Annotated in this window: 22 protein-coding genes; 10 read left to right on the forward strand and 12 right to left on the reverse strand. The window is 51.8% G+C overall.

Going from position 1 to position 23,891, the window contains the following annotated elements; all coding sequences use genetic code 11:
- Positions 1-31: 31 nt before the first annotated feature.
- The 5 genes from ACP15Y_RS08095 to ACP15Y_RS08115 are packed head-to-tail and all read left to right on the forward strand — an operon-like array spanning position 32 to position 6,175.
- Positions 32-1,609 carry an ABC transporter substrate-binding protein gene (locus ACP15Y_RS08095; protein WP_424982555.1) on the forward strand — a complete coding sequence of 526 codons (1,578 nt, stop codon included), beginning with the start codon at positions 32-34 and terminating at the stop codon, positions 1,607-1,609.
- Between the two features lie 55 nt (positions 1,610-1,664).
- Positions 1,665-2,612: an ABC transporter permease gene (locus tag ACP15Y_RS08100; RefSeq protein WP_424982556.1), complete on the forward strand. Its 948-nt coding sequence runs from the start codon at positions 1,665-1,667 to the stop codon at positions 2,610-2,612.
- Entirely contained in the window at positions 2,609-4,492 is a 1,884-nt protein-coding gene (locus tag ACP15Y_RS08105) for a dipeptide/oligopeptide/nickel ABC transporter permease/ATP-binding protein (protein ID WP_424982557.1), read from the forward strand. The genes ACP15Y_RS08100 and ACP15Y_RS08105 overlap by 4 nt, the downstream gene beginning before the upstream one ends.
- Entirely contained in the window at positions 4,489-5,442 is a 954-nt protein-coding gene (locus tag ACP15Y_RS08110; RefSeq protein ID WP_424982558.1) for an ABC transporter ATP-binding protein, read from the forward strand. The genes ACP15Y_RS08105 and ACP15Y_RS08110 overlap by 4 nt, the downstream gene beginning before the upstream one ends.
- Positions 5,411-6,175, forward strand: coding sequence for a FadR/GntR family transcriptional regulator (locus ACP15Y_RS08115; RefSeq protein ID WP_424982559.1), 765 nt, complete (start codon positions 5,411-5,413; stop codon positions 6,173-6,175). The genes ACP15Y_RS08110 and ACP15Y_RS08115 overlap by 32 nt, the downstream gene beginning before the upstream one ends.
- Here ACP15Y_RS08115 and ACP15Y_RS08120 read toward each other — a convergent pair.
- A complete protein-coding gene (locus ACP15Y_RS08120; RefSeq protein ID WP_424982560.1) occupies positions 6,162-7,373 on the reverse strand; it encodes a TIGR03862 family flavoprotein in 1,212 nt (403 codons plus the stop codon). The genes ACP15Y_RS08115 and ACP15Y_RS08120 overlap by 14 nt on opposite strands.
- Positions 7,374-7,445: 72 nt before the next feature.
- On the opposite strand from ACP15Y_RS08120, the gene ACP15Y_RS08125 reads away from it, so the two are divergent.
- A complete protein-coding gene (locus ACP15Y_RS08125) occupies positions 7,446-8,129 on the forward strand; it encodes a gamma-glutamyl-gamma-aminobutyrate hydrolase family protein (protein ID WP_424982561.1) in 684 nt (227 codons plus the stop codon).
- On the opposite strand, the gene ACP15Y_RS08130 is transcribed toward ACP15Y_RS08125, so the two are convergent.
- Together ACP15Y_RS08130 and ACP15Y_RS08135 are read right to left on the reverse strand one after the other, a co-directional pair.
- Positions 8,126-10,564: an extracellular solute-binding protein gene (locus ACP15Y_RS08130; RefSeq protein WP_424982562.1), complete on the reverse strand. Its 2,439-nt coding sequence runs from the start codon at positions 10,562-10,564 to the stop codon at positions 8,126-8,128. The genes ACP15Y_RS08125 and ACP15Y_RS08130 overlap by 4 nt on opposite strands.
- Positions 10,554-11,225: a response regulator transcription factor gene (locus ACP15Y_RS08135; RefSeq protein ID WP_424982563.1), complete on the reverse strand. Its 672-nt coding sequence runs from the start codon at positions 11,223-11,225 to the stop codon at positions 10,554-10,556. Before ACP15Y_RS08135 ends, ACP15Y_RS08130 begins: the two co-directional genes overlap by 11 nt.
- 137 nt (positions 11,226-11,362) lie before the next feature.
- Here ACP15Y_RS08135 and ACP15Y_RS08140 point away from each other — a divergent pair, with 137 nt between their 5' ends.
- The gene (locus ACP15Y_RS08140; protein ID WP_424982564.1) at positions 11,363-12,430 is read left to right on the forward strand and encodes an AbrB family transcriptional regulator; all 1,068 of its coding nucleotides are present in this window, start codon (positions 11,363-11,365) and stop codon (positions 12,428-12,430) included.
- A 35-nt stretch (positions 12,431-12,465) separates the two neighbouring features.
- Here the strand turns inward: ACP15Y_RS08140 and ACP15Y_RS08145 are convergent, their stop codons facing one another.
- The 4 genes from ACP15Y_RS08145 to ACP15Y_RS08160 form a co-directional block, all read right to left on the reverse strand.
- Entirely contained in the window at positions 12,466-13,593 is a 1,128-nt protein-coding gene (locus ACP15Y_RS08145) for an ABC transporter ATP-binding protein (protein ID WP_424982565.1), read from the reverse strand.
- Between the two features lie 28 nt (positions 13,594-13,621).
- The gene (locus tag ACP15Y_RS08150) at positions 13,622-14,473 is read right to left on the reverse strand and encodes a carbohydrate ABC transporter permease (protein ID WP_424983081.1); all 852 of its coding nucleotides are present in this window, start codon (positions 14,471-14,473) and stop codon (positions 13,622-13,624) included.
- Between the two features lie 52 nt (positions 14,474-14,525).
- Positions 14,526-15,398, reverse strand: a complete 873-nt coding sequence (locus ACP15Y_RS08155; protein ID WP_424982566.1) for a carbohydrate ABC transporter permease — start codon at positions 15,396-15,398, stop codon at positions 14,526-14,528.
- A 61-nt stretch (positions 15,399-15,459) separates the two neighbouring features.
- The gene (locus ACP15Y_RS08160) at positions 15,460-16,704 is read right to left on the reverse strand and encodes an ABC transporter substrate-binding protein (RefSeq protein ID WP_424982567.1); all 1,245 of its coding nucleotides are present in this window, start codon (positions 16,702-16,704) and stop codon (positions 15,460-15,462) included.
- A gap of 244 nt (positions 16,705-16,948) precedes the next feature.
- On the opposite strand from ACP15Y_RS08160, the gene ACP15Y_RS08165 reads away from it, so the two are divergent.
- Positions 16,949-17,686, forward strand: coding sequence for a response regulator transcription factor (locus tag ACP15Y_RS08165; protein WP_424982568.1), 738 nt, complete (start codon positions 16,949-16,951; stop codon positions 17,684-17,686).
- Positions 17,679-19,181 (forward strand): ATP-binding protein, encoded by a 1,503-nt coding sequence (locus tag ACP15Y_RS08170; RefSeq protein ID WP_424982569.1) that lies wholly within the window; start codon positions 17,679-17,681, stop codon positions 19,179-19,181. Before ACP15Y_RS08165 ends, ACP15Y_RS08170 begins: the two co-directional genes overlap by 8 nt.
- A gap of 50 nt (positions 19,182-19,231) precedes the next feature.
- On the opposite strand, the gene ACP15Y_RS08175 is transcribed toward ACP15Y_RS08170, so the two are convergent.
- Positions 19,232-19,411 (reverse strand): PLDc N-terminal domain-containing protein, encoded by a 180-nt coding sequence (locus ACP15Y_RS08175; protein WP_424982570.1) that lies wholly within the window; start codon positions 19,409-19,411, stop codon positions 19,232-19,234.
- A gap of 338 nt (positions 19,412-19,749) precedes the next feature.
- On the reverse strand, positions 19,750-21,345 hold the full coding sequence (locus ACP15Y_RS08180; RefSeq protein ID WP_424982571.1) for a CHASE domain-containing protein: 1,596 nt from the start codon (positions 21,343-21,345) through the stop codon (positions 19,750-19,752).
- Positions 21,346-21,484: 139 nt separating this feature from the next.
- Between ACP15Y_RS08180 and ACP15Y_RS08185 the strand changes: the two genes are divergently transcribed.
- Positions 21,485-21,718, forward strand: coding sequence for a CsbD family protein (locus ACP15Y_RS08185; protein WP_424982572.1), 234 nt, complete (start codon positions 21,485-21,487; stop codon positions 21,716-21,718).
- 54 nt (positions 21,719-21,772) lie between these two features.
- Here ACP15Y_RS08185 and ACP15Y_RS08190 read toward each other — a convergent pair whose 3' ends face one another.
- Genes ACP15Y_RS08190 through ACP15Y_RS08200 form a run of 3 tightly spaced genes read right to left on the reverse strand, consistent with a single transcriptional unit; the run spans position 21,773 to position 23,832 of the window.
- The gene (locus tag ACP15Y_RS08190) at positions 21,773-22,762 is read right to left on the reverse strand and encodes a sensor histidine kinase (protein WP_424982573.1); all 990 of its coding nucleotides are present in this window, start codon (positions 22,760-22,762) and stop codon (positions 21,773-21,775) included.
- Positions 22,763-22,821: 59 nt separating this feature from the next.
- Positions 22,822-22,989: a DUF1328 domain-containing protein gene (locus tag ACP15Y_RS08195; RefSeq protein WP_133571739.1), complete on the reverse strand. Its 168-nt coding sequence runs from the start codon at positions 22,987-22,989 to the stop codon at positions 22,822-22,824.
- A 36-nt stretch (positions 22,990-23,025) separates the two neighbouring features.
- The gene (locus ACP15Y_RS08200) at positions 23,026-23,832 is read right to left on the reverse strand and encodes a response regulator (RefSeq protein ID WP_424982574.1); all 807 of its coding nucleotides are present in this window, start codon (positions 23,830-23,832) and stop codon (positions 23,026-23,028) included.
- Between the last annotated feature and the right edge of the window lie 59 nt (positions 23,833-23,891).

Genomic DNA, 23,891 nt, shown 5'->3' on the forward strand with positions numbered 1-23,891 from the left:
AAATACGAGGTGATCCTAAAGGGAGGTCAAGATGCAAATATTGAAATTAACGCGCCGCGCCTTTGTCGCGGCATCAATTGCGGCGTTGGGGATGTTCCCGGCGCTGACGAGCGCTCATGCGCAAACGCCAGCTGAAGTGTTGGTGGTGGGGCAAATTGCAGAACCTAAATCGTTGGACCCAGCGGCTGTCACTGCAGTGAATGATTTCCGGATTCTGGTGAACCTCTATGAAGGTTTGGTGCGCTATAAATCTGGCACATTGGAAGTAGCCCCGGCCTTGGCTGAGAGCTGGGAAATCAGTGAAGATGGCACTGAATACACCTTCAAGCTACGCGAAGGGGTAACATTCCATGATGGCACACCATTTAATGCCGAAGCTGTGAAATTCAACTTCGACCGGATGTTGAATGAAGATCATCCTTATCACAATACTGGCCCATTCCCGTTGGCCTTCTTCTTCTCTGCGGTTGAAGAAACAACAGCAATGGATGAGTTGACTGTTAAGTTTAAATTGAATGCGCCGTTTGCGCCGTTCCTCTCTAACTTGGCATACCCAACAGGCTTGTTGGTTTCGCCTGAAGCAGTGAAGCAACATGGCGAAGATATTGGCCGTCATCCAACAGGCACAGGGGCCTTCAAATTTGTTGAGTGGGCGTCAAATGAGCGTGTTGTTGTTGATCGTTATGCTGATTATTGGGGCGAGCAAGCTGGTGTTCAAGCCGTTGTGTTCCGTCCGATTACAGATGCGAATACACGTGTTGCTGAAATGCTTGCAGGCGGCATCGACATGATGGTGGAAGTGCCACCAACCGCATTGTCACAGTTCCAAGGTGACGATTTCTCAATTGTTGAGCAAGCAGGTCCACACGTTTGGTTCCTGATTTTGAACGCAAAAGAAGGTCCATTCGCGAACAAGCTTGTGCGCCAAGCGGCCAACTATGCGATCAACAAAGAAGCGCTTGTGAATGACGTGCTTGAAGGCACAGCGGCTGTTGCAGCTGGCCCAACACCACCGGCCTTTGCATGGGCTTACAATGAAGAATTGGACCCATATCCTTATGATCCAGAAAAAGCCAAAGAGCTTTTGGCTGAAGCTGGGGCAGAGGGTGCCGAACTGACATTCTATGTGACTGAAGGTGGTTCAGGTATGCTTGATCCGGTGGCCATGGGCACAGCCATTCAAGCCGATTTGGCTGCAGTTGGTCTTGATGTGAAAATTGAGACTTATGAGTGGAACACCTTCTTGGGTGAAGTGAACCCTGGTCTTGAAGGCAAGGCGGATATGGCGGAAATGGCTTGGATGACCAATGATCCAGATACATTGCCTTATCTTGCGCTGCGCACTGAAGCATGGCCTGAAAACGGTGGCTTCAACTCTGGCTATTACTCCAATGAAAAAGTGGATGAGCTGCTTGAAAAAGCACGGACTTCCACAAGTCAGGACGAGCGCGCTGCGCTATATCGCGAAATGCAAGCGATCGTTCAAGATGATGCACCATGGGTGTTTGTAGCGAACTGGAAACAGAATGCTGTGACCAATGATCGGGTTGAAAACTTTGACCTCGAGCCATCTTTCTTGCTTCACTTGCAGAATGTGACCAAGAAATAATCAAATAAACTGGCGGGCCTGATGGTCCGCCAGTTTCTTTCTCGGGGGGAGGAAAATGGCTGCCTATATTCTTAAAAGGCTCATTTCGGCCATTCCGGTTTTGTTTGGCATCACGCTGATTGTTTTTTTGATCATGGCGATGATTCCGGGTGATCCGGCCACGGCTATTTTGGGCGCCTATGCCACGCCGGACAATGTGGCGAAGATCAACAAAGATCTCGGGCTAGATGCTCCCCTGTTTCAGCGCTATTTCATCTGGCTGGGCAATATGCTCACTGGTGATTTTGGCCGGTCTTATTCTCTCAATCGTCCTGTTCTTGATGAAATTCTTGAGCGGTTTAACGCAACGCTTATTCTGGCAGGCACCAGCTTCGTGCTGTGTGCCGTCTTCGGCATTTTGGCAGGCGTTGTTTCCGCTGCACGTCAATATGGCTGGGCGGATAAAGTCATCACATTTACCGTGTTGATCGGCATTTCAATTCCATCCTTCTTTTTGGGTATGGTGATGATTTTGTTTTTCGCTGTGCGGCTGCGCTGGTTCCCTGTGTCGGGCATGTATGCGATTTATGGCGGCGGCGATATTCCCGATTTGCTCAATCATTTGGTGATGCCCGCGCTTGCCTTGGCCGCAGTCGCTACGGGCGTGGTGGCGCGTATGTCGCGGTCCGCCATGTTGGAGGTACTGCGACAGGACTATATCCGCACGGCACGCGCCAAAGGCGTGAACGAGCGCAAAGTTATTTTGGGACACGCGCTGAAATCAGCGATGGTGACCATTATTCCCGTGCTCGGCATTCAGGCCGGGTTTGTGCTGTCTGGCGCGGTTTACATTGAAATGGTGTTCCAGTGGCCGGGGATCGGCCGCATGTTGGTCGACGCGATTTTGAAACGCGATATCTTGCTGGTGCAGGGCGGCGTTGTGTTCGTTGCGGCCTGCTATGTGCTGTTTAACATTGTGGTGGATGTGGCCCAATCGCTCCTCGATCCGAGGATTAAATCATGATCCAGTTTCTTAAACTCCTTTTCCGCAATCGCTTGGCTGGCCTTGGTGCCGTGGTGCTGAGCATCATTCTGCTGTTGGCTGTTTTGACACCGCTTTTGCCGTTGCCAGATCCAGACATTACGGCAACCGCAGATCGCTTTAAGCCACCATTTTCTGATGGTCATTTTTTGGGCACAGACCATTTGGGACGTGATTTGTTTTCGCGTTTGATGTGGGGCACGCGCCTATCGCTGGCGGTAGGAGCTGCCGCAGCACTGATCGCGGCCTTTATTGGCTCTACCATTGGCATTGTGGCTGGCTTTATGGGCGGGCGCACCGACAATATCATTATGCGTTTGGTCGATATGCTGATGGCCTTCCCTTATATTCTTTTGGCGTTGGCCATTGTGGCCGCCTTGGGGCCGGGATTGATCAATGCGCTCTTTGCGGTGGCAGCGGTCAATATCCCGTTTTTCGCGCGGAATATTCGCGGTGTGACGGTTGGGCTGGCCAATAAGGAATTTGTGGATGCGGCTCGATTGAGTGGCATGAGCAATCTGCAAATCATCCTTTTTGAGATATTGCCAAACGTGTTGCCGGTGATCGTGATCGCCATGTCCACCACGGTGGGCTGGATGATTTTGGAAACCGCAGGTCTCTCGTTTTTGGGCCTTGGTTCTCAACCGCCACAGGCCGATTTGGGGTCAATGTTGGGCGAAGCGCGGTCAGCGTTGATCACGTCCCCCCACACCTCGATTGTGCCGGGCATCATGATCTTTTTAATTGTTATGTCGATCAATCTGTTGGGCGATGGTGTGCGCGATGCGATCGATCCGCGATTGAAGTCGGGCGCCCTGTCTCGGCCGTTGCCGGCAACGATTGTAGAACGCGACACAACACCACCTGCGCCCAGCAATGATTTGCTGGCGCTGCAAGAGCTACGCACCGAGTTTCAGGTGGGTGAGCGAGTTTATAAGGCTGTGGGCGGCGTTTCGCTGAAGGTTAATAAAGGCGAGTGCTTAGGCATTATCGGGGAATCTGGTTCTGGCAAATCGGTCACAGCATTATCTGTGATGGGATTGGTGGCTTCACCCCCAGGTAAAATTGTTGGCGGCGCGGTGAGCTTTCAAGGCAACGACCTTGTTGGCGCGACCTATGATGAGCTGCGCAAATTGCGTGGCGATCGTGTGGCCTATATTTTCCAAGACCCGCTCTCAACTTTGCATCCGCTTTATAAAGTGGGCGATCAATTGATCGAAGCAATGCAGGCGCATCGGAAACTGCCGGAAAAAGAGGCGCGGGCACGGGCGGTTGAACTGCTTGAAGCGGTGCGTATTCCAAACGCCGCACGGCGGGTGGATAATTATCCGCACGAAATGTCAGGTGGTATGCGCCAGCGCGTGTCTATCGCAATGGCTTTGGCCAACGAGCCAGATGTGATCATCGCTGACGAGCCAACCACGGCGCTAGATGTGACGGTTCAAGCACAAATCCTTTCCTTGTTGAATGATTTGCGTCGCGAACGAGATTTGGCGATTGTGTTTATTACCCACGATTTCGGTGTGGTGGCGCAATTGTGCGATCGCGTGGCCGTTATGTATGCGGGGCGGATTGTAGAAGAGGGGCCGACAGCGCCTATACTGGATGATCCACAACATCCTTACACCAAAAAGCTAATGGTCTGCGTGCCGGAGCTGGGTGGTGGCAAGCGCGAGTTGCATGCCATACCCGGTTTGCCGCCAGCGGTGGATCGCTTGCCCCAAGGTTGTGCCTTTGCGCCGCGCTGCGCGTTTGCGCAGGATGTGTGTAAACAGGGCGAGATCAAACTCGATCCGAATGGGGAACGCGCTGTGCGATGCCTTTTCCCCGACAAGGTTAGCCAAACTGAGGTGACATCATGAATGCGCTGGAAGTGAAAGATCTCACCAAGACCTTTGAAGTGGGCAAGACCCTGTTCAGCCAGGGCCAAGGTGTAAAAGCCGTGCGCCGCATGAGCTTCGACGTGCGCGATGGGGAAACCCTAGGCATTGTGGGCGAAAGCGGTTGTGGCAAGTCTACTTTGGCACGGATGCTGGTGGGGCTGCTACCACCCTCTGAGGGCGAAATTCAGATTGAGGGCAAGGTGCAGGATAAGGCCAGTCCGCGCGAATTTGGCCAGATGATCCAATATGTATTTCAAGATCCTATTTCTAGTCTCAACCCGCGCAAAACCATTCGCGAGATCATGGAAACGCCACTGAAGCGTTTGCATGGCATGGGCAAGGCAGAGCGCAACAAACGCATCAGCGAGATTTTTGCCTCCGTAAATCTGCGCGAAGAATTTCTGTCGCGTTATCCGCATGAATTTTCGGGTGGACAGGCGCAACGGATTGGCATTGCCCGGGCGTTGGCTGCTGCCGCGCGTATTTTGATTTTGGACGAACCTGTTTCGGCGCTGGACGTATCTGTACAGGCGCAAGTGCTTAATTTGCTGGCAGATTTGAAAAAAGAATTTGGCCTCACCTATTTGTTCATCAGCCATGATTTGGCGGTTGTGGAGGCGGTGAGTGATCGGGTGATGGTGCTTTACTTTGGTGCGATTGTTGAAGTTGGCCCAGCGGATGCGATTTTCAAACATGCCAAACATCCCTACACCAAATTACTGGCGGATAGTGCGCCAGTGGTTGGGCGTGCGCTGGAAGCGCCGAAGCAAAAAGCGGATGAATTGCCTGATCCGTTAAATCCGCCTCAAGGCTGCCCGTTTGCCAAGCGGTGCATTTATGCTACTGACATCTGCGAAACATCTGACCCAGCGCTAATTGAAATGGGAGACGACCACTTTGCCGCTTGTCACAACCCGATCAAAGGATGAACCACGGCTAAGCCGTCCGGTTCGTGTAGCCGAGGCCATCAAGGATTGGGTGGTTGAAAAGGGACTAAAGGCGGGCGACCGCTTGCCCAGCGAACCTGAAATGATTGAACAGTTTGGCATGGCCAAGGGCACCATTCGGGAGGCGATGCGGATTTTAGAAGCGCAAGGGCTGGTGCGTACGCGCACAGGGCCAGGCGGTGGTAGCTTTGTGCACGAAGTGTCTAAACAGCGGGCGCGGGCGCTTTTGGGCAATTATTTCTATTTCAAAGACCTGACAATCGCCGACATTTATGAGTTGCGCTGCACGCTAGAACCACAGCTCGCGGCTTCATTGGCTGGCAAATTGTCCGATGAGTTTTTGGATCAGTTGGAGGAGAACATCGCTTCTTATCCAGAGCCGGCGCAAACCGCAGATGAAGAACGAGAGCAGCATATTGCCTCATTGCGTTTCCATGCGTTGTTGGCAACGCAATCGCGAAATAAGCTGTTGGCATTTCTCATTGATTTTATGACCAATATGCTCGCGGATTTGACGGTGTACCGCAAATTGTACAACCCGCCGAATGTTGAGCTTTGGCAAAAAGGCCGGGATTATCAGGTGCATTTGGTGCAAGCGCTGCGCGACGGAGATGCGAAGGCAGCACACCAGATTATGGGCGATCACATGGCCACAGCGCAAACCTTGATGTCTTTGCAAGAAGCAGAGATGCAAAAGCGATTTATGTCTGAATAGACCATTTTAGAACGCCATAAGCCGCTGCGCGCCCGGTGGCAAAACATGCAGTGAGCAAATAGCCACCTGTTGGGGCTTCCCAATCCAGCATTTCTCCCGCGACGAAAAGACCGGGGCGTTTTTTCAACATATAGTTCTCATCCACCTCAGTCCATTTTACGCCGCCCGCACTTGAGATAGCATCTTTGATGGGCCGTGGCGCGGAGAGGCGTAAGGGCAACGCCTTGATCAGTTGGGCAAGCGCCGCGCTATCCAACTTGTTTGCATCGCGCTTCACTTCGCGGATGAGCGCCGCTTTAGCGCCGGTTAGTTTTGCCCCTTTACGTAGCAGGTTCGAAAAACTCTGTTTGCAGTTTTGCTTCTCCAGTTTTGCGGTGAGTTTGTCCAACGATTGATCGGGTGCTAGGTCTAGTTCGAGCGTCGCGTGACCGTTTGCATTTATCTCTTCGCGCAGTGCTGCGCTGTGATGATAAATTAGGCTGCCTTCAACGCCATGGGCTGAGATGACAAATTCACCCTTTTGGCCGCCTTTGCTGCTGGTGGCGCAAACGGACTTTATTGGTTCACCTGCATTTCTTTCTTTGAAATGGTCGCTCCATTCTACGTCAAAGCCGCAATTGGCAGGCTGAAATGGGGCAATGTCCACGGCCAATGCATTGATTGGCGCTATCCAATCGCCATTGCCGCCTAAACGGGGCCATGAAACGCCACCAAGGGCGAGTATTGTTGCGTCATGCTTTGCTGTTGTGGGACCATCTGGTGTTTGAAACAAGAGTTGATCATCGTCAAATCCTTGCCAACGGTGGCGGGTTTTTAGCTCTACGCCAAGCTGTTCCAATCGCTTCAGCCAATTTCGAAGCAAGGGCGAGGCTTTCATCACCTTGGGGAAAACGCGGCCTGAAGAACCAACAAAAGTGTCCGCGCCCAATTCGTTGGCCCAGCGGCGAATGTCCAGTGGCATTAAATCGTCAAGCGCATGCTCAAGATGAGGCAAAGCGGTGCCGTAGCGGGTTTTGAATTGTTCAAAATCTTCATTGTGGGTCAGGTTGAGGCCAGATTTACCCGCCATCAAAAATTTGCGGGCAGGGGTGGGCATAGCTTCATAGATCGTGACTTTGTGGCCATGTTGGCCTAAAAGTTCTGCTGCCGCTAAGCCTGCCGGGCCACCGCCAATAATTGCAAAATTTGATTTTTTCATAAAGCAATCAGGTGCCATAGGGGGCGGACACATGCAAGATAATTGCGCCGCACCATACAATAGGGACCAAACATGACACCAAAAATCGCGATCTTGATGGACGAAAACACGAGCGACGGTGGGACACGGTATGAGTTGGGCAAAAACTATGTCGAAGCGATTGCGCGTGCAGGCGGACAGCCCTTTGGCCTGTTCTTCACGCCTTCGCTTTTGGCCAATGCGGCAAACGAATTTGATGGGTTGCTGTGTCCCGGTGGGCGATTTGCCTATCCCGATAATTTCTATGCGCGGGATTGGACGTCTAATTCGCCTGCTAGCGATCGGTTTGAGACTGAACGGCAATTGGTTGGTGATTTCTTGGCCGCTGATAAGCCTGTGTTGGGCATTTGCGCAGGGATGCAGCTTTTGGCCTGTATGCACGGGGCGAAGATGACACCGGATTTGGTGAAAACTGAACATGTCGAACGCCATGATGGCGCGGAGTTAAGTCATCGGGTGCTCATCGAACCCAAAACGCAGCTGGCTGAAATCACGGGTGTAACTTCATTTGAAGTAAACAGCTTGCATCGCGAGGCATTGGTGGTTTGTCCAGATGAGGTGGCGGTGAGTGTCCGGGCGGATGATGGGATCATCGAGGCCATCGAATTGCCTGAGCAAAAGTTCGCCCTTGGCCTTCAATGGCATCAGGAGAAATTCTGCACCCAATCGCATCCCGGCAATAAGGTTTTTGATGCCTTTATTGCCGCGTGCTGCTAATTGATCTCTTGCACGGCTTCCTGCCAGCTTTCCAAAAACTTCTGCCTTTTCATCTGGTCGAGATAAGTCAACAAGCCGATTGAAAGGCGAATAGGCACAAATCGACCTGAATCGATGGACAGCACATTTTCCCCGCTGGCCTCGTTGGTGCGTAAATATGTTTCGGAAATGGGCAATAGCCCAGACTTTTCAGAAATCACCGCTTGCCCTGCATCTGACAGTAGAAAGGCGACGAAGCTACGGGCCCATTCGCGATTGTCGGCCGCCTTAGCCACAAACACGGTGCGCGACATTACAGGGTTGAAGTCATCAAAGAAATGCACGCCCATATCGGGCTTGTCTTTGGTGGCGTTGAGTGCGTAGGAGCCGATTACATTTAGGCTCATTTTTAACTCGCCGCTGGCCGTTGCGTCGATCATGCTGCCGGTGCAACAAAATACGCGCACGCCCGCGCGGCCCAAGCTTTCTGCAATCCGGAAGAATTGTTGGGAAAGGCGTGCCTCTTGCGTAGCGAGCAGATAGCCAGCGCCGGAAGTTCGGATGTCGTAATACCCAATTTGGCCGCGCAATTGATCTTCATTGTCGCGGATGAAATTGGCCATGTCTGCGTGAGTGGCAGGCAGTTTTTGGCCCGCAAATGTCGGCTCGTGATAAATCACAGCCGCGGGTTCAAATGTATAGCCGAACAATTCAGAGCGCCACGCAGCCCAAGATTTAAGATTGGGTAAGGCCTGTTCTGGCAGCGCCTGCGCATAGCCTTTATTGACCAGATCAATCTGTAGATCCATGGCTGAGCTCATTACAATATCTGGTGTTTCTGGATCATTTGCCAGTATCCGGCGATAAAGCTCTGCGGTGAGAATTTCGGTATATTGCACCGTGACGCCGGGATTTGCGGCCATATAGGCATCGATCACGGGTTGGAATGCTGATTTATCGGTGGCGCCCCAGATTTCCAAAACGCTCGGGTCGGCATGTGCTTTATCCGTGAGGGGCGTGCTGGTTAAGCCAAGCAGCGCCAACATCAAAATTGCAGCGATGCGCTGGGCTTCAAACACCATGCGAGCCAACAGGCCGCCATTCTTGCCTTCGCGTAGCTGTAAATCGGCATTGTGGGCGTCCGCAACCTCTTTGACGATCGCCAGACCCAAGCCTGATCCATTTGCGTGCATATTTAGAGATTTAAATCGCTCCAAAACTTCCTCCCGTTGATGTTCTGGAATGCCGGGGCCTTCATCTTCCACTTCCACAGAGATGTGGTTTTCATTCACCCGCGTCAGCCGCAGCGTGATTTCATTGGTTTCGGGGCCGTGGCGTATGGCATTTTCAACGAGGTTTTTGAGCGCTTCATTGATCGAAATCTGATCGCCGAAAACGATGGCCTGTTCATTGTCCACGCTCTCGTCGTCCAACGTAAGATTGATGCGTCGAAGGCTGGTGTCCCGCAGCATATCCGTGATCAAATCACGCACCAGTTTTTTCAAATCAAATGGTGTCATGGCTTGGTTTTCCGCGCGGTGGATCACCATGGCATGGGACAGTAATTGGTTGGTGAGACGTGTTGCGCGGGCTGCTTGGTCTGCCGCGCGGTTGAGGCGTCGACGCATCTGGGTTTGGTCTTTTGCATCGGCGGCCAAGGTCAAATTGCCTTGCAGGGCAGAAAGCGAGGTGCGGGTTTGGTGCGCAACATCGGCCATAAAGGCTTCGCTTTGCTGCCGCGCCTGATCTAGCCGCGCCATAAAGCCGTTGATGGCATTGATCAGCCCCACAACCTCACGTGGCGGTTGCAATCGCAATTTGGTGAGGTCCGTCGGCTCGCGCTTGGACAGATTGTCCTCGATTTTTGCCAGCGGTTGCAGTGCTTTGCCAATTGCCATCCACACGAAGCCCATGCCGATTAACGAGATGATTGCTACGCCCGTCAGACCTGCCAGAAACAGCGAGAAGGCGTGATTGTCGCGTGCAATTGTGGTTTGAGCGATGGTGATGGTGACCCATTTACGTTCGCTTGGCGTGATGATGTTGCGGCTTTGGTGCACCATCCGCACCCTCGATTTGAGAAACACATCATCGCTGAAATGTGGCGTGGCGCTATTTTCTTGGGTGGCCAAATTGGCAAGGGCTGGATCGCCGGTCAGTAGCTCGCCATCTTCTGTGGTGAGGCTATAAAACACCCGGTCTTGTGGTGCGAGACTAAGAATGTCTAAAGCCGAATGGGGCAGGTCGATGGTAATTTCTTGATCGGCATAGGACACTTTTTCCAAAATGGAGAGGGCGGCCCCGGCCAAAAGCAAATCATAGCTTTTGTTCGCTGCGTTGCGGGTGAAGCCAATTAAGAAGATCGAAATGATGACCAGAAGGAGCGCAAAGCCGACGCCCATTGCTGTCATCAATCGGCGACGAAGTGAATAATGCCCGCGCTGCTTAGTTTTCATCAATATAAACCATATAGCCCAACCCACGGACAGTTTTGATGATTAGCGGCGTGGGTTCAAGTTTTTTGCGCAAACGGGTAACGTGCTGTTCCACCGCGTTCAGGCTCGGAGCCTCATCATAGGTATAGAGTTTGTCCGCCACATCTTCTTTGCTCAGCACGCTGCCCAAATGGCTGAGAAATATCTCGATGAGTTGTACTTCTTTGTTTTTGAGATTGACATCAACGCCGTCGATATAGGCGCGGCGTGCCAAGCGGTCATAAGTGAAATTTTCGGCAACGAAAGCATTGATTGCGGTGCCTGCACTGCGACGGCCTAGAACCCGCACCCGCGCACCAAGCTCACGAAAATCAAAGGGTTTGACCATAAAATCGTCCGCCCCAGAATCTAGCCCCACAACACGATCTTCAATTTGTGATCGGGCAGTCAGGACCAAAACCGGGATATCCACTTTGCCCGCGCGCATAGATTTGAGGATTTCAAAGCCTGATTTATCAGGCAGATTGACGTCCAGGATCACCAAGTCAAATTGGGCATGTTTCAACAAAAGGTCAGCGGTTTCGCCATTGGTTTCAAGGTCAACAACGTGCCCTTCGCCCTGAAGGCGCTCGACAATGGTTTCTGCCAAATCCTGATTATCTTCAACAACCAATATGCGCATGGGTTCATCATACGCGGCAAACGAAGTTGGCCAAGTGTTTTTGCTGTGAGTCAGCTTGAGGTCAGCCACAAGTCAGCCAAATTGGCTTGCAATTCGGTAATAATCTGCAAGCATGTGCACATCATTTGGGGGCAGTTTTGAGCACCAATTTCAAGAAATCATCTTTGATCGTTGCCATAGGGACCTTGCTTGCAGGTGCCATTGGCACCAGCATAGCCATCGCTTTGGATTTGCCTGCTGCGCCCTTGCTTGGCGCGATGTTGGTCACCGCCGGGCTTGCCGGTGGTGGCGTGAAATTGTGGGTGCCAGATCGGTTGCGCGATGTTGGGCTATTGGTGATTGGCCTCTCGCTCGGCTCGGGCTTTAACGCGGCGATGATCGAACAAGCAGGCACATTTGCCTTCAGTTTAAGTTTGCTCAGTGTCTCAATCGTCGCCTCCATGCTAGCAAGTTCTTGGATTTTAAGTCGGTTTTGGAAGCATTCCTCTTCAACCGCCCTTTTGGCCAGCGCGCCGGGCACATTGTCTTTGGCATTGGCCATGGCTGCGGATGGCAAAGGCGACAGCACCACCGTTATCTGTTTGCAATCCATGCGCCTGTTGATGCTGGCAGCGTTTTTGCCGCTCTTGGTGAGTTTTATGGGTGCTGAAGGCGCGGGCGCGGGGAGCAGCGATGTTGTGCTGGGCTGGGGCGTATTGGTCTTGCTGGCAGGTGCAGGCGTGCTCGCTGCATTGGTTTTTTGGCGGCTGAATTTTCCAGCCCCCTTTTTATTGGGCGGCATGGCGGTGAGCGCGATTGCCCACATATTTGATTGGGTGCATGGGCTACCCCCGTTTATGGTGATCGTGGTTGGTTTTGCTTTGGTCGGGTCGGCGAGTGGCGCTCGTTTTTCAAATATTGCGCTATCGGATTTGATGCGCAATTTAGGGGCCGCATTCGCCAGTGTTGCTGTGGCGGCATTGGTTTCTGCGGTTTTCGCCATCGCAACAAGTTCAATTTCTGGTTTGCCCCTGGCGCAAATCTGGGTGGCTTACGCCCCTGGTGGCGTGGAGGCGATGGCGGCCATCGGGCTGGCGCTAGGATTTGATCCCGCATTTGTGGCGTTGCACCATTTGTTCCGCATCTCTCTTCTGATCTTGATCTTGCCGATCTTTGTCAACTTCGCCGTGGCGCGTGGACAAAAAAATGCCGGGGCCAACAAGTAGCACCCGGCGAGGAAGGAAGAGTGTGGTGAGCGCATTTATGCGATGCGCGCACCGGATTCAGGTTCAAAAACAGATGCTTTCGACAGATCAAAGGCAAAGCTTGCGGTGTCGCCAGCGAGGATTTGTGCATCTGCATTGAGGCGGGCGGTGACTTGCTTGCCCGCTAGATTTGTCACAACAAAGGTGTCGGACCCGGCGGGCTCCACCACATCCACCCGACATTCGGCCACTTGGCCTTTGGTGATGTGCTGGTTGGCCGCATCTGTGATGTTTTCTGGCCGTAGGCCGAGAATGACAGACTTTTTGCCCGTGCCGAGACCTTGGATTTCGCGATCGAAATCCAACACAATGTCTTCCATATCTGGCCGCTCAATCGAGATTTTGGCGACGCCATTCACCTTTTCCACGCTGGCGGGGATCAGGTTCATGGAAGGCGAACCCATAAAGTCGGCCACAAACATATTGGCTGGTTGATTGTAAATCTCGTTTGGTGTGCCCGCTTGCTGGATGATGCCATCCTTCATCACCAGAATTTTGGTGGCCAAGGTCATGGCCTCAATCTGGTCGTGGGTCACATAAACGATGGACGCGCCTAATGTTTGGTGCAGCCGCTTGATTTCGGTGCGCATTTCAACCCGTAATTTTGCGTCTAGGTTCGATAGGGGCTCATCGAACAAGAAGAGCTGTGGATCGCGCACCAATGCCCGGCCCATGGCCACGCGTTGGCGCTGACCGCCAGAAAGCTGCGAGGGCTTGCGATTGAGTAGATGATCGATCTGCAACAATTTCGCTACTTCATCGAGTTTACGTTTTTGTTCTGCCTCGGCAACGCCGCGTACCTTCATGCCGAAGGTGATGTTCTTGCCGACAGTCATGGTGGGATAAAGCGCATAGGATTGGAATACCATGGCGATATCGCGATCCTTTGGCGACACGCCATTCATGGAGCGTCCGCCGATTTTAACGTCGCCGCCCGTGGAGCTTTCCAACCCGGCAATGCAATTGAGCAGGGTGGATTTGCCACAACCAGATGGGCCAACCAGCACCAGAAAGTCACCTGGTTCAATAGCCACATTGATGTCTTTCAGGATTTTGACGGAGCCAAAGCTCTTATCGAGATTTTCGACGGCCAAAATGTGTTCAGCTTGTTGCGGCGTTGTCATTTCTTTTCTCATAGCGTTTGACATGGGATTATCCCTTCACAGAGCCCGCGGTGAGGCCGCGAATAAAGTATTTACCTGCAACCACATAAACGAGAAGGGTGGGCAATGCGGCGATGATGGCGGCTGCCATATCGACATTATATTCCTTCACGCCTGTGGTGGCGTTGACGATGTTGTTCAAAGCAACGGTGATGGGCTGCGTGCCTGCCTGGCTGAAGGACACGCCAAACAGGAAGTCATTCCAGATTTGGGTGAATTGCCAGATCACGGTCACCACAATGATCGGGGGTGACACGGGCAGGAAGATCGCAAAGAAAATGCGGAAGAACCCGGCACCATCCACCTTCGCCGCTTTCACCAATTCAGCCGGAATGGTGACGTAGAAATTGCGGAAAAACAGTGTGGTGAAGCCGATGCCGTACACAATGTGCACCAGCATAAGGCCCGGAATGGAACCGGCAATTTTCAGGGCACCCAACGTGATTGCCATTGGCAGCAGCACAACTTGGAACGGGATAAAGCAACCAAACAACATCAGTGCAAACAAGATGTTGGAGCCTTTAAACCGCCATTGCGCCAACACATAGCCATTGATCGCGCCCAAAAGGGTGGAGATGACAACGGCCGGGATGGAAAGCAAAACCGAATTCCAAAAGAAGGGACGCAAACCATCACATTGGATGCCTGTACACGCGCCAGACCATGCTTTGGCCCAAGAGGAGAAATCTATCTCCCGTGGCAAAGACAGCAGGGAACCCGTGCGGATTTCATCCAAGCTTTTAAGTGAGGTGACCACCATCACAAAGAGCGGCATCAAGTAATAAAGCGCGAACAAGATCAGCATGGTGTAGAGGCCGAGGCGCAAGGCGATCCGCTTCATGAGGCGGTTGCGGTTGGCCCGTTCGTCCAGTTGGTGATCATTCATTGAGAGATCAGTCATGGCGGGGCCTCAGTTCTGAATAAAGGTAAGGCACGATGATGGCAGTGACGATCATCATCATGACCGTGGCGCTAGAGGCTGCTTGCCCGATATCGCCGCGTGAAAACGCCATGGCGTACATGAAGGTCGCGGGCAAATCGGTGGCATAACCGGGGCCGCCACCAGTTAGCGCGATCACCAAATCGAAACTTTTGATCGCGAGGTGCGACAGCACAATAAAGGATGACAAAAAAATCGGCGCCATGGAAGGAATGATGATGCTCATATAGATACGTGGCGTTGAAATGCCGTCCACCATTGCGGCGCGGATAATCTCGCCATCAACGGAACGGAGGCCAGCCAAAAAGAGCGCCATCACAAAGCCTGATGATTGCCAGACGCCAGCAATAACTACGGTATAAATCGCGAGGTCAGGATTGACGAGCCAATCAAAGGTGAAGTTCTCAAAACCCATATCGCGGAACACGGATTCAATGCCCAAACCAGGGTTTAAAATCCATTTCCATGCTGTGCCTGTCACGATAAAGCTCAGCGCCATAGGATAAAGATAGATGGTGCGCAATGGGCCTTCAGTGCGGATTTTCTGGTCGAGTAGGATAGCAAGGATCAAGCCAATTACCATGGCGAACAGAATGAAGAGAATGCCAAAGATCGCAAGGTTTGTTAGCGCAACATCCCAGCGTGGGCTATTGGACAATTTTTCATATTGGATGGTGCCAACCAGATCATATTTGGGCAGAAGGCGTGATTTGGTGAACGAGACATAGGCCGTCCACCCGATAAAGCCGTACACAAAGACGAAAATGGCGATCAAACTGGGCGCAAGCACCAGTTTGGGGACGTGTTTTTCAAGCCAATCGGTCATTGATGAACTCCAGGTCACCCACGCAACTTTTGTTGCGTGGGTGTGGTTTTATAAAGGGTGACTATTGTGAAGCAGCTACGGCTTGTGCCAGTTGCTCAACAGCTTGTTCAGCGCTCATATCTGAGTTGAAGTGAGCTGTAACAACGTCTGTCACCGCGCCAGCTTGTGCGCCGCGAAGCGCCATGCCGTGGGCATAGCTTGGCAGCAAGAAGCCATTGTCGATTGCTGTATTCAAGTCTGCGTTTGATTGGCGACCGCAGAACTCAAAATCATCCATAGACACGTCCAAACGGGCAGGGATTGAACCTTTATTAAGGTTGAACACTTTTTGGAAGTTTTTGCCCATTGTCAGTTTGGCAAGCAGTTGTTGCCCTGCTTGACGATCTTCACCATCAACATTGAAGAAAGCAAAGCTATCTACGTTGTAAAGGTAGGACCCACCTGAAGGTGACGAACAGAAGAAGTCTTTGCCTGGCTCTTTGCCAGCTGCAATAAATTCACCTTTGGCCCAGTCGCCCATGATTTGGAAGGCGGCTTCGCCGTTGATCACCATGGCGGTGGCCAAGTTCCAATCGCGGCCAGAGAAATTGTCATCCACATAGCCACGCAGGGTGCGCATTTGGTTGAACACATCAATCATGGTGTCAGATGTCAAAGCGTCTTGATCTAGATCGATCAAGGCTTTGCGGTAGAAGTCAGGTCCACCCAAGCCAGCAACAACGGCTTCAAACAAGGTTGCGTCCTGCCAAGCTTGGCCACCATGTGCCAATGGCAAGATGCCCATGCCTTGAAGTTTTTCTGCTGCTGCGTTGAACTCGTCCCAAGATTTTGGAGGTTCAATGCCTGCATCTTCCAAGATTGCTGAGTTTGACCAGATCCAGTCGATCCGGTGGATGTTTACTGGTGCCGCACAATATTCGCCATCACATTTGAGGTGATATTGGATGGCTTGTGGCAGCAATTCGTCCCAGTTTTCTGCTTCGGCCACACCTTGAATGCTGCCTAGTGCGCCTTCTTCATACCATTCTTGAATTGAAGGGCCTTTAAGTTGCACTGCTGTTGGTGCGTTGCCGGAAAGCACGCGGGCACGCAGCGCTGTCATCGCGGCATCGCCGCCACCGCCTGCAACGGGCATATCTGTCCATGTGCCGCCATTTTCGCTGAACTCTTCCATGAGCACTTTAACCGCAGCGGCCTCGCCGCCAGAGGTCCACCAGTGTAGCACTTCTGCTTGAGGTTCGGCTTTGGCTGCTGTTGTTGCCAAGCCGAGCGCTAATGCGCTTGAGACCATAAGCATCTTTTTCATATTATTTCCTCCCGCAAAAATTTGCTGAACCCGATTGCCGCCCCTTTGCGGATCGGGTGTGATTAGTTGCCTGTGGCGTGGCGCTGAATACAAGACCCTACAGAGCTGCTGTCGGGTATTGGGCGAAGATTCTGCGCTGCTTTGTTACATGTTGTTACATGGCGGCTTTGCTTGTTACAATTTGTTACCCACAATATGCCACATAGGCCATTGATGTGGATAAATGCATTGCAGCGGGGGGATTATGACAATACGGCGCATATTGGTTGTGGATGATGATCCAGATGTTGGCATCATGCTCAAACAATATCTAACCCGCGAAGGCTATGCCGTTGAAATCGCACACGATACTGCCACCGCTTTGATTAAAGTTGGCCAGCAGCGTGTGGACTTAATCTTCCTTGATGTGATGCTGGGCGAAGAATCAGGTTTTGATGTATGCCAGAAATTGCGCGCCGAAAATGCGGTGCCGATTATTTTCCTTTCCGCACTTTCAGCGGATCATCATCGGCTAACGGGCTATCAAGTTGGTGGAGATGATTACATTGCCAAGCCGTTCAACCCTGGCTTGCTTTTGGCGCGGGTGCGGGCTGTGTTTCGCCGTACGCAGCGGGCGAGCTCTTTGAACTACCGCCGAGATATTGGCACCTATGTTTTTGGCAAATGGACCTTTCATGGGGATCGTGAAGAACTTGTGGGGCAAGATGGGGTTGAGACCATGTTGTCTAAGCGCGAGACCGCGCTGCTAAAAGCCTTTTTGGCCAATCCGCAAATCCCGCTCACGCGCGAAGAGATTTCGAGCGTGTTGACGGGGGAAGGCGAGCCACAGGATAAATTGGACGCGCAGCAAAGCCGCGCCATTGATGTGTTGGTGGGGAGGTTGCGGCAAAAGATTGAGCAAAACGCCAAGGCACCTAAACTGATTAAAACGATGCGCGGCACGGGCTATCAATTATGTTGCGCGGTGCAGCGGCATGAATGAGCCAACGCCTTCAACGGGTAATTCGCGAGCCTTGTCGGCCACCTCTATTTCATTTGTGATGATGGTGTTTGCCTTTGTCGCGGGCTTGGCCGCTGCCATTATGTGGGAAAGTTCTAACAGCGCGTGGCGCGCCCATTTGGATCGGGGGTTTAACGCCGGCGTTGCCCTGTACGGTTTGGTGTCAGAATTGCGCAGCAATGTAGATGTGCCGTTGCCGCGGTCAGATTTTAATGTTGAGGTGGTTACTCCCAAACGGCAGGTTCGAAATGGTGTGGAGCAACTTGTCTTCAATTTGCCCAGCCGCGCGGTTTATGAGACCAGTTTTTCGCTGCGCCCCTCTGGCCAACGTAGCCCGACCAGCAGTGAGCGGTTGAGCGTGCGGATCTATTCGCCGGACATTAAATATGCCGTTGCCGCGGTGCAAAGCCCGCAAAGCAGAGGACTGGCCTATCAATTTGGGGAAATTTCGCGTGAAATCGCGCGTCTGTGCTCAGATGCGACATTGTTTGTGGCGCTGGATGACGAGCGATGGCTTAAAGCGCAAGCGCCTGATGTGTGGGCATGTACCGCGCGGCCGCCTGATTATAGGTTGCTGGCGCTGCTGCTGGGCACGCTTGTGATCGGCATATTGTTTAGCGTGGCCAATGGATTTTCACTGATGTTGGAACGCTTGGCACGTCAAATTTTTAAGGCCGCACGCAGCGGCTTGTTGGAGGAAATTCCAGAAAGAGGGGTAACAGAGGTGCGTCGATTGACGGCCGCGGTGAACCAATTTTTCAAAAATGAGCATGAGCGTCTGGAGCAGCGGGCATTGCTCATGTCCGGCATTTCGCACGATTTGGGCACGCCAGCGACGCGGCTAAAGCTGCGCACGGCACTTATTGAAGATGAGGTGTTGCGGGAGAAGTTGGATCGCGACATTGATCAGATGACCGATATGATCGATGGCGTGTTGAGCTATACGCGTCACGAAATGGATCAGGAAGCGCCGAAGAAGATTTCCCTGCGTTCGCTTGTTGAGGCATTGGTGGATGACTATCAAGATATTGGCGAACCTGTGCAATTTGTCGCGCCGGAGCTGGTGAATTTAGATCGGCCCGGTAGCGTGTTTTCGCAAACCAGCGAGGGCACCAAGCTGCTGCTGCAAGATCATCAGCGAGTACTGTCTCGTTGCCGCCCGAATGCCTTGCGCCGGGCGCTGACGAATTTGATCGACAACGCCATTAAATATGGTGAAAAGGCCGAAGTGCATCTGCTGGCCACGGCAGATCAAGTCACAATCAAGGTAATTGACTTTGGTTCCCATGCGAGCTTTGAAACGCCGGAACGGTTGGTTGAGCCTTTTGTGCGGGGTGAAAATGCGAAATTGACCAAAGGCACCGGGCTTGGCCTGACCATCGCCAATTCTGTGGTGCGCGGCCATGGTGGTGAGTTGCAGTTTGAACCTCTATCTGAAGGCATGTGCGTGACGATGATTTTGCCGCGTTGGCTTTAGCTGCAAAAGCAAACGGGCGCTTTTGATCGCGCCCGTTCGATGTTGAATATTTACCCTTTGGGTCCCAGCAAATACCAGATGATCAAGCCCACGACAGGGAGTAGCAGGATGATCAAAATCCAAAGAATTTTGGATATGGTGGAGCCAGAAGATTGAGCAACCTTGATGATTGCCCAGATGTCCAAAATCAAGATGATAAGGCCAAGTAGACCGCCAACTTCAAAACCCATTCTATTTCCTTTCAATGCAAAGACCGCTGAAATTAGGCGGTACGTTGTTCATAGTTGTTTGCGCTTGCGTTCAAGTCAGTTGAACAAGCGATGATGGTATTCGAGGGATGCCTGCTTAAAGCGCAAGTATCTTAATGAGATGACGGAAAACGTTCGCGAAAACCATTCCGGAATGGAATGGTGCGACTGAAGATCAAAGCGTTTGCTTGTTTGATCAATTGTTCCATGAATAGTCTCCCCAAATGAACACTTGGAATAAGTGTACTTGAGAAGACTAACGATGGTGGCGGGAAATAGTTCCCAAATTAAATGAAGAAGTCGCGCCGCCGACTACTGCTCTATCGATTTAGGGGAATTTCGATGACCGCCAAAAGCCCGTTTTCATCAAATGTGCGATCAATTGAACCACCCAACTCACCACGGATATTGGCATCAATAAGTTTGGTGCCAAAGCCTTTCTTTTCAGAAGGCTTCGATGGGGTTGTGGCGTTTTCGCGCCAAGTGAGATGCAGGCGTTTTTTCGATTTCTTGCCGGTAACGTTCCAGCTTACTTCCAGCTTGCCGCCCGGTTCTGTCACCCCGCCATATTTAAGCGCATTGGTGGCGAGCTCGTGGCATACGAGGCCGATTGCTTGGGTCGCTTGTTCGTTCAGCTCTGTTTTGGGGCCGTCCAGTTTATAATGCTCTGTGCTGTCGCCAAAAACTTGCTCGATTTCGGCATTTAGGAGCGTTTCAAGGTCGGCGCGCTGCCATTTGGACCGGGTCAGCAAATCTTGCGATTTGGACATGGCGTGCAGGCGCGCGGTGAAGCTTTCGGCAAATTCTTCAATGGTTTTTGCGCCATTTGCGGTTTGCCGCGAAATAGCCAGAACACGCGCGATAGAGTTTTTGATCCGGTGCCGCATTTCTTGCAGCAGCATTTCTTTTTCCTTGAGCGTATCTTCCACCACGCGTTTTACTTCATGCGCTTGGCGCACTGCATTTTGCTGCGCGACGGTGGCGATCGCTAGGGCGAAGGCAAGAATGGCAGAGAGCGTGCCCAGAATGAGTGAGCTCAGATGCGGAAAAGCGCTGTCATAAAAAGCAGGCGTTTCGTGGAGCTCAATGGTCCAATTGCGGCCAGCAAATTCAACTTCGCGGGTGATCGTATAGCCTGCATTTTCAGGATCAAAATTTGCGGTCTCAAACAGCGGATCTTCGCCATCAGACGTTTTGAGCTCTACTTTGCGACTATCTTGCTTTGAAAGCGCGGCGAGGTGCAGGTCGCCCGCGCGGAACGGCGCATAGACGAAGCCGCGAACAGTATCTTCAACGATGGTGGATTCGTCAGAGCGGCCAAAGGGCAAATAGACGAGGAAACCAGCCTGCTTGTGTGATGTAATTTCTTGCACCAGTTCCACAGGTGCGCTGGATGTTGTTTCGCCGCTTTGTAGTGCGCGCATAATGGCCGCGCGGCGCGAAGGTTCTTGGAACATATCAAAGCCAAGCGCCGCTTTGTTGCGCTCGTCTTGTGGTTCCAACAAAACGATGGGCGTACGATATTCTTGGTCGGTTTCGGGCCATACGGCGCGGCCAAGCGCATAGTTGGTTGAGATATCTAACTGTGCCTTAATTTCATCGCCAGTTTTGATGAAACGGGCATATCCAATGCCTTGAACGCCGGCATATTTATCATTGATGTCGAGGCCCGCGACGAAGCGTTTAAAGGCCTTGCCGTCGACTTCCCCGTCAGTGGCGGAAAATAGTGAACGCGTGGCGAACAACAGCGCAATGTGCTGGCGCAGGCGCGCTTGAATGCTGTCGACTGATTCAGCAGCGAGAATTTCAAACCGTTTTTGTTCTGAGTTCAATTCAGCTTGATAGACAACAGTGGTCATGCCGATGCCAAGGCCGGTGACCAGCACAAATACGATAAGGGGAAGAAACCGCTTCATTGTTTATCCTGAATTGTTACGCAAAAATTTCTATAAATTTAAAATGTGTTTGCTGCAAGACACTTAGTTACATTGTTGAATTATTGGGGCTTTTCTTCACTTTTCGTGTTCAGCTTTAGTAACCGAAAAAGAATTTACTATGAGATGGCAGCACATGTCAGCCAATTTGGAGCAAATCTCTGGTAAAGGGGAGCAGTTCAAAGGTGAGGTGCAAATGCAGTGGGGTAAACTCACTGATGAGGACCTGGACGTTATTGACGGCAGCCGCAAAAAGCCCGTTGGCGAACTACAAGAAAAATATGGAATGGCCCAAGAAGATGTAGAAGAAGAAGTGGAGCGGTGGCTTGTCAATTTTCGATTGGAAGAGCACTAGTTGAGTTCCGTTGGCTTCTCAATAAATAGTAAAAGGCGATCCTTGGGAGCACTTTTATGCATTTGACGGGAAAGAAAGCGCATAATTGATTGTGTCTTCTGCGAAGTTATAGTCCGCTCTTCCCGATAGGGCGTTGGGCACAACTCTTTCCAATATAGTGCTGCCGAAACGCTTATGGTCCGCGGGGGCGGCTTCAGCGTTGGTCGGCTCAATCCAATTGAGGGTGAGCGTTGGCGTAGGGCTTTGCAATTGTTGCAGTTTGGTTGAGATTTTGATCGGTTTATTTTGCCGCACAAAACTGCCGTAATTCACTGCGTTTGAAAGCAATTCATGCATGGCTAATCCCACATGCACGGCGGCATTGGGGCTGATCACGACATCGTCGCCATCGAACACCACAAGCTTTTTAACCTGCAAAGGGAAATGGCTGAGTTGACGTTCCAGCAAATCCTTTAGGCTGGAGCCCTGCCAATCCGTTTCCATGATGGAGTCTTGGGCCAGCGAAAGACTTTGCAGCCTGCCGTGAAAACTCTGCACAAAGCGCTCAAGCGATGGGGCGTGCCGTGCCGTTTGTGAGGCCACGCTTTGGATAATTGCCATCAAGTTTTTGGAACGGTGGCTGACCTCTTTGAGCAGCGTGCGCAGGGTTTTTTCCCGTCGCCGTTCGTCGGTGAGGTCGTTTACGGTGGTGAATATCTGCTTGCCATCTTGCCGGTCAAAGACCAGCTCAACCAGGAAATGGTAGGTGCGCCCGCGCGCATCCACCCATTCAAACTCTCGTTTTTGACCGGTTTGAAGAATGTTTTCTTTTTCGGCAGCGAGTTTCTCGCCGAGGTCGCGCCCAAAAATGCTGAGGTCGGATGGAGTTTCTTCCGAGCCGGGAGAATTCCAATCCGTCGGCAAGTTGGCAATGTAGAGATATCGGAAGTTGGAATCTTGCAACATGGCGCACACACCAGACCGCACCAGCGCAAAGGTCAGATAGTCACGTTGTCTGTTTGTGTCTGTTTCCTGATTTTCCCAGGTCAGTGAATGTCTATGCATAAAAGGCTCTTAAACTGCGATGCAGGTGGCGCAAAGCACCACCTGCATTTTTTCGCCATTTATGGTTTCCGCCGAACAAACCCTGTGATTACCGATACGACCAGAAAGATCAAGAATAGGTAGAACAAGATCTGGGCAATACCTGCAGATGCGCCGGCTATTCCGGAGAAACCAAATATACCTGCGATGACTGCGACAGCCAAAAAGATAAGTGCATAATAAAGCATCATTTTTCTCCTTTTGTTACTGTCTAATCAACGCCTCTAAGCTGATTTAGTTCCCTCCTCAGCGCTATGACCATCAAAAAACAGCGCTTGGCTGATCAAAGCCTTAACTGTTTCTTCGCGGAACGGCTTGGTCACCAAGAAGGTTGGTTCTGGACGTTCGCCAGTCAACAACCTTTCAGGATAAGCGGTGATGAAGATTACGGGAAGTGCATCTTGCGCCAAGATTTCGTTCACAGCGTCAATGCCGGAGCTGCCATCTGCCAACTGAATGTCTGCCAAAACAAGGCCGGGCTTTTCCTTGGCATATAGGTCGCGTGCTTCATCATGGGTGCGGGCGATGCCGGTAACGGAGTGGCCCAAATCTTCGACGAGTTGCTCAATGTCCATTGCAATCAATGGTTCATCTTCAATGATCATCACGCGGGTGGTGACTTGGCGAGCGATATCCTGATGGGCTTGGTCCAGCAATTTGACCACATTGTCCCGGTCAGTATCGAGAATTTCAGCAATTTGTTCGTGATTAAATTCTTCCACGCTGTGCAGCAAAAATGCATTGCGGGCTTGCGATGGAATTGCGGAAAGGTTGGCGGTGGCGCGTTTTTCCCAACTATAAGGGCTGTCCATTGTGTTTAAATCTACCTTGGCAGAATTATGCAAAAGGCAGAATAATTTATAGATCGCAACCTTATCGCTAGAGGCTTCAGGGAAGCTGCTCACATCCTCAATCAAGGTTTCCAGCAGCAAGGCCACATAGGCATCGCCTGATGATTGAGAGCCGGTTGTTGCGCGCGCAAAGCGCCGTAGATAGGGCAAGTGCGCCGCGATACGAGTGGATAGTGACATTTAATTCTCCATTCCCCAAAACAGGTGTACTTCATCAAAAACGCGGTAGGTCGAAAAAA

Origin of the sequence: Maritalea sp. S77, assembly GCF_049801075.1 — a bacterium.
GTDB lineage: Bacteria > Pseudomonadota > Alphaproteobacteria > Rhizobiales > Devosiaceae > Maritalea.

Coding starts and splice junctions, on each gene's coding strand:
- ACP15Y_RS08095 (WP_424982555.1), top strand. CDS start 32: ATGCAAATATTGAAATTAACGCGCCGCGCCTTTGTCGCGGCATCAATT.
- ACP15Y_RS08100 (WP_424982556.1), top strand. CDS start 1,665: ATGGCTGCCTATATTCTTAAAAGGCTCATTTCGGCCATTCCGGTTTTG.
- ACP15Y_RS08105 (WP_424982557.1), top strand. CDS start 2,609: ATGATCCAGTTTCTTAAACTCCTTTTCCGCAATCGCTTGGCTGGCCTT.
- ACP15Y_RS08110 (WP_424982558.1), top strand. CDS start 4,489: ATGAATGCGCTGGAAGTGAAAGATCTCACCAAGACCTTTGAAGTGGGC.
- ACP15Y_RS08120 (WP_424982560.1), bottom strand. CDS start 7,373: ATGAAAAAATCAAATTTTGCAATTATTGGCGGTGGCCCGGCAGGCTTA.
- ACP15Y_RS08125 (WP_424982561.1), top strand. CDS start 7,446: ATGACACCAAAAATCGCGATCTTGATGGACGAAAACACGAGCGACGGT.
- ACP15Y_RS08130 (WP_424982562.1), bottom strand. CDS start 10,564: ATGAAAACTAAGCAGCGCGGGCATTATTCACTTCGTCGCCGATTGATG.
- ACP15Y_RS08135 (WP_424982563.1), bottom strand. CDS start 11,225: ATGCGCATATTGGTTGTTGAAGATAATCAGGATTTGGCAGAAACCATT.
- ACP15Y_RS08145 (WP_424982565.1), bottom strand. CDS start 13,593: ATGACAACGCCGCAACAAGCTGAACACATTTTGGCCGTCGAAAATCTC.
- ACP15Y_RS08150 (WP_424983081.1), bottom strand. CDS start 14,473: ATGAAGCGGATCGCCTTGCGCCTCGGCCTCTACACCATGCTGATCTTG.
- ACP15Y_RS08155 (WP_424982566.1), bottom strand. CDS start 15,398: ATGACCGATTGGCTTGAAAAACACGTCCCCAAACTGGTGCTTGCGCCC.
- ACP15Y_RS08160 (WP_424982567.1), bottom strand. CDS start 16,704: ATGAAAAAGATGCTTATGGTCTCAAGCGCATTAGCGCTCGGCTTGGCA.
- ACP15Y_RS08165 (WP_424982568.1), top strand. CDS start 16,949: ATGACAATACGGCGCATATTGGTTGTGGATGATGATCCAGATGTTGGC.
- ACP15Y_RS08170 (WP_424982569.1), top strand. CDS start 17,679: ATGAATGAGCCAACGCCTTCAACGGGTAATTCGCGAGCCTTGTCGGCC.
- ACP15Y_RS08175 (WP_424982570.1), bottom strand. CDS start 19,411: ATGGGTTTTGAAGTTGGCGGTCTACTTGGCCTTATCATCTTGATTTTG.
- ACP15Y_RS08180 (WP_424982571.1), bottom strand. CDS start 21,345: ATGAAGCGGTTTCTTCCCCTTATCGTATTTGTGCTGGTCACCGGCCTT.
- ACP15Y_RS08185 (WP_424982572.1), top strand. CDS start 21,485: ATGAGATGGCAGCACATGTCAGCCAATTTGGAGCAAATCTCTGGTAAA.
- ACP15Y_RS08190 (WP_424982573.1), bottom strand. CDS start 22,762: ATGCATAGACATTCACTGACCTGGGAAAATCAGGAAACAGACACAAAC.
- ACP15Y_RS08195 (WP_133571739.1), bottom strand. CDS start 22,989: ATGCTTTATTATGCACTTATCTTTTTGGCTGTCGCAGTCATCGCAGGT.
- ACP15Y_RS08200 (WP_424982574.1), bottom strand. CDS start 23,832: ATGTCACTATCCACTCGTATCGCGGCGCACTTGCCCTATCTACGGCGC.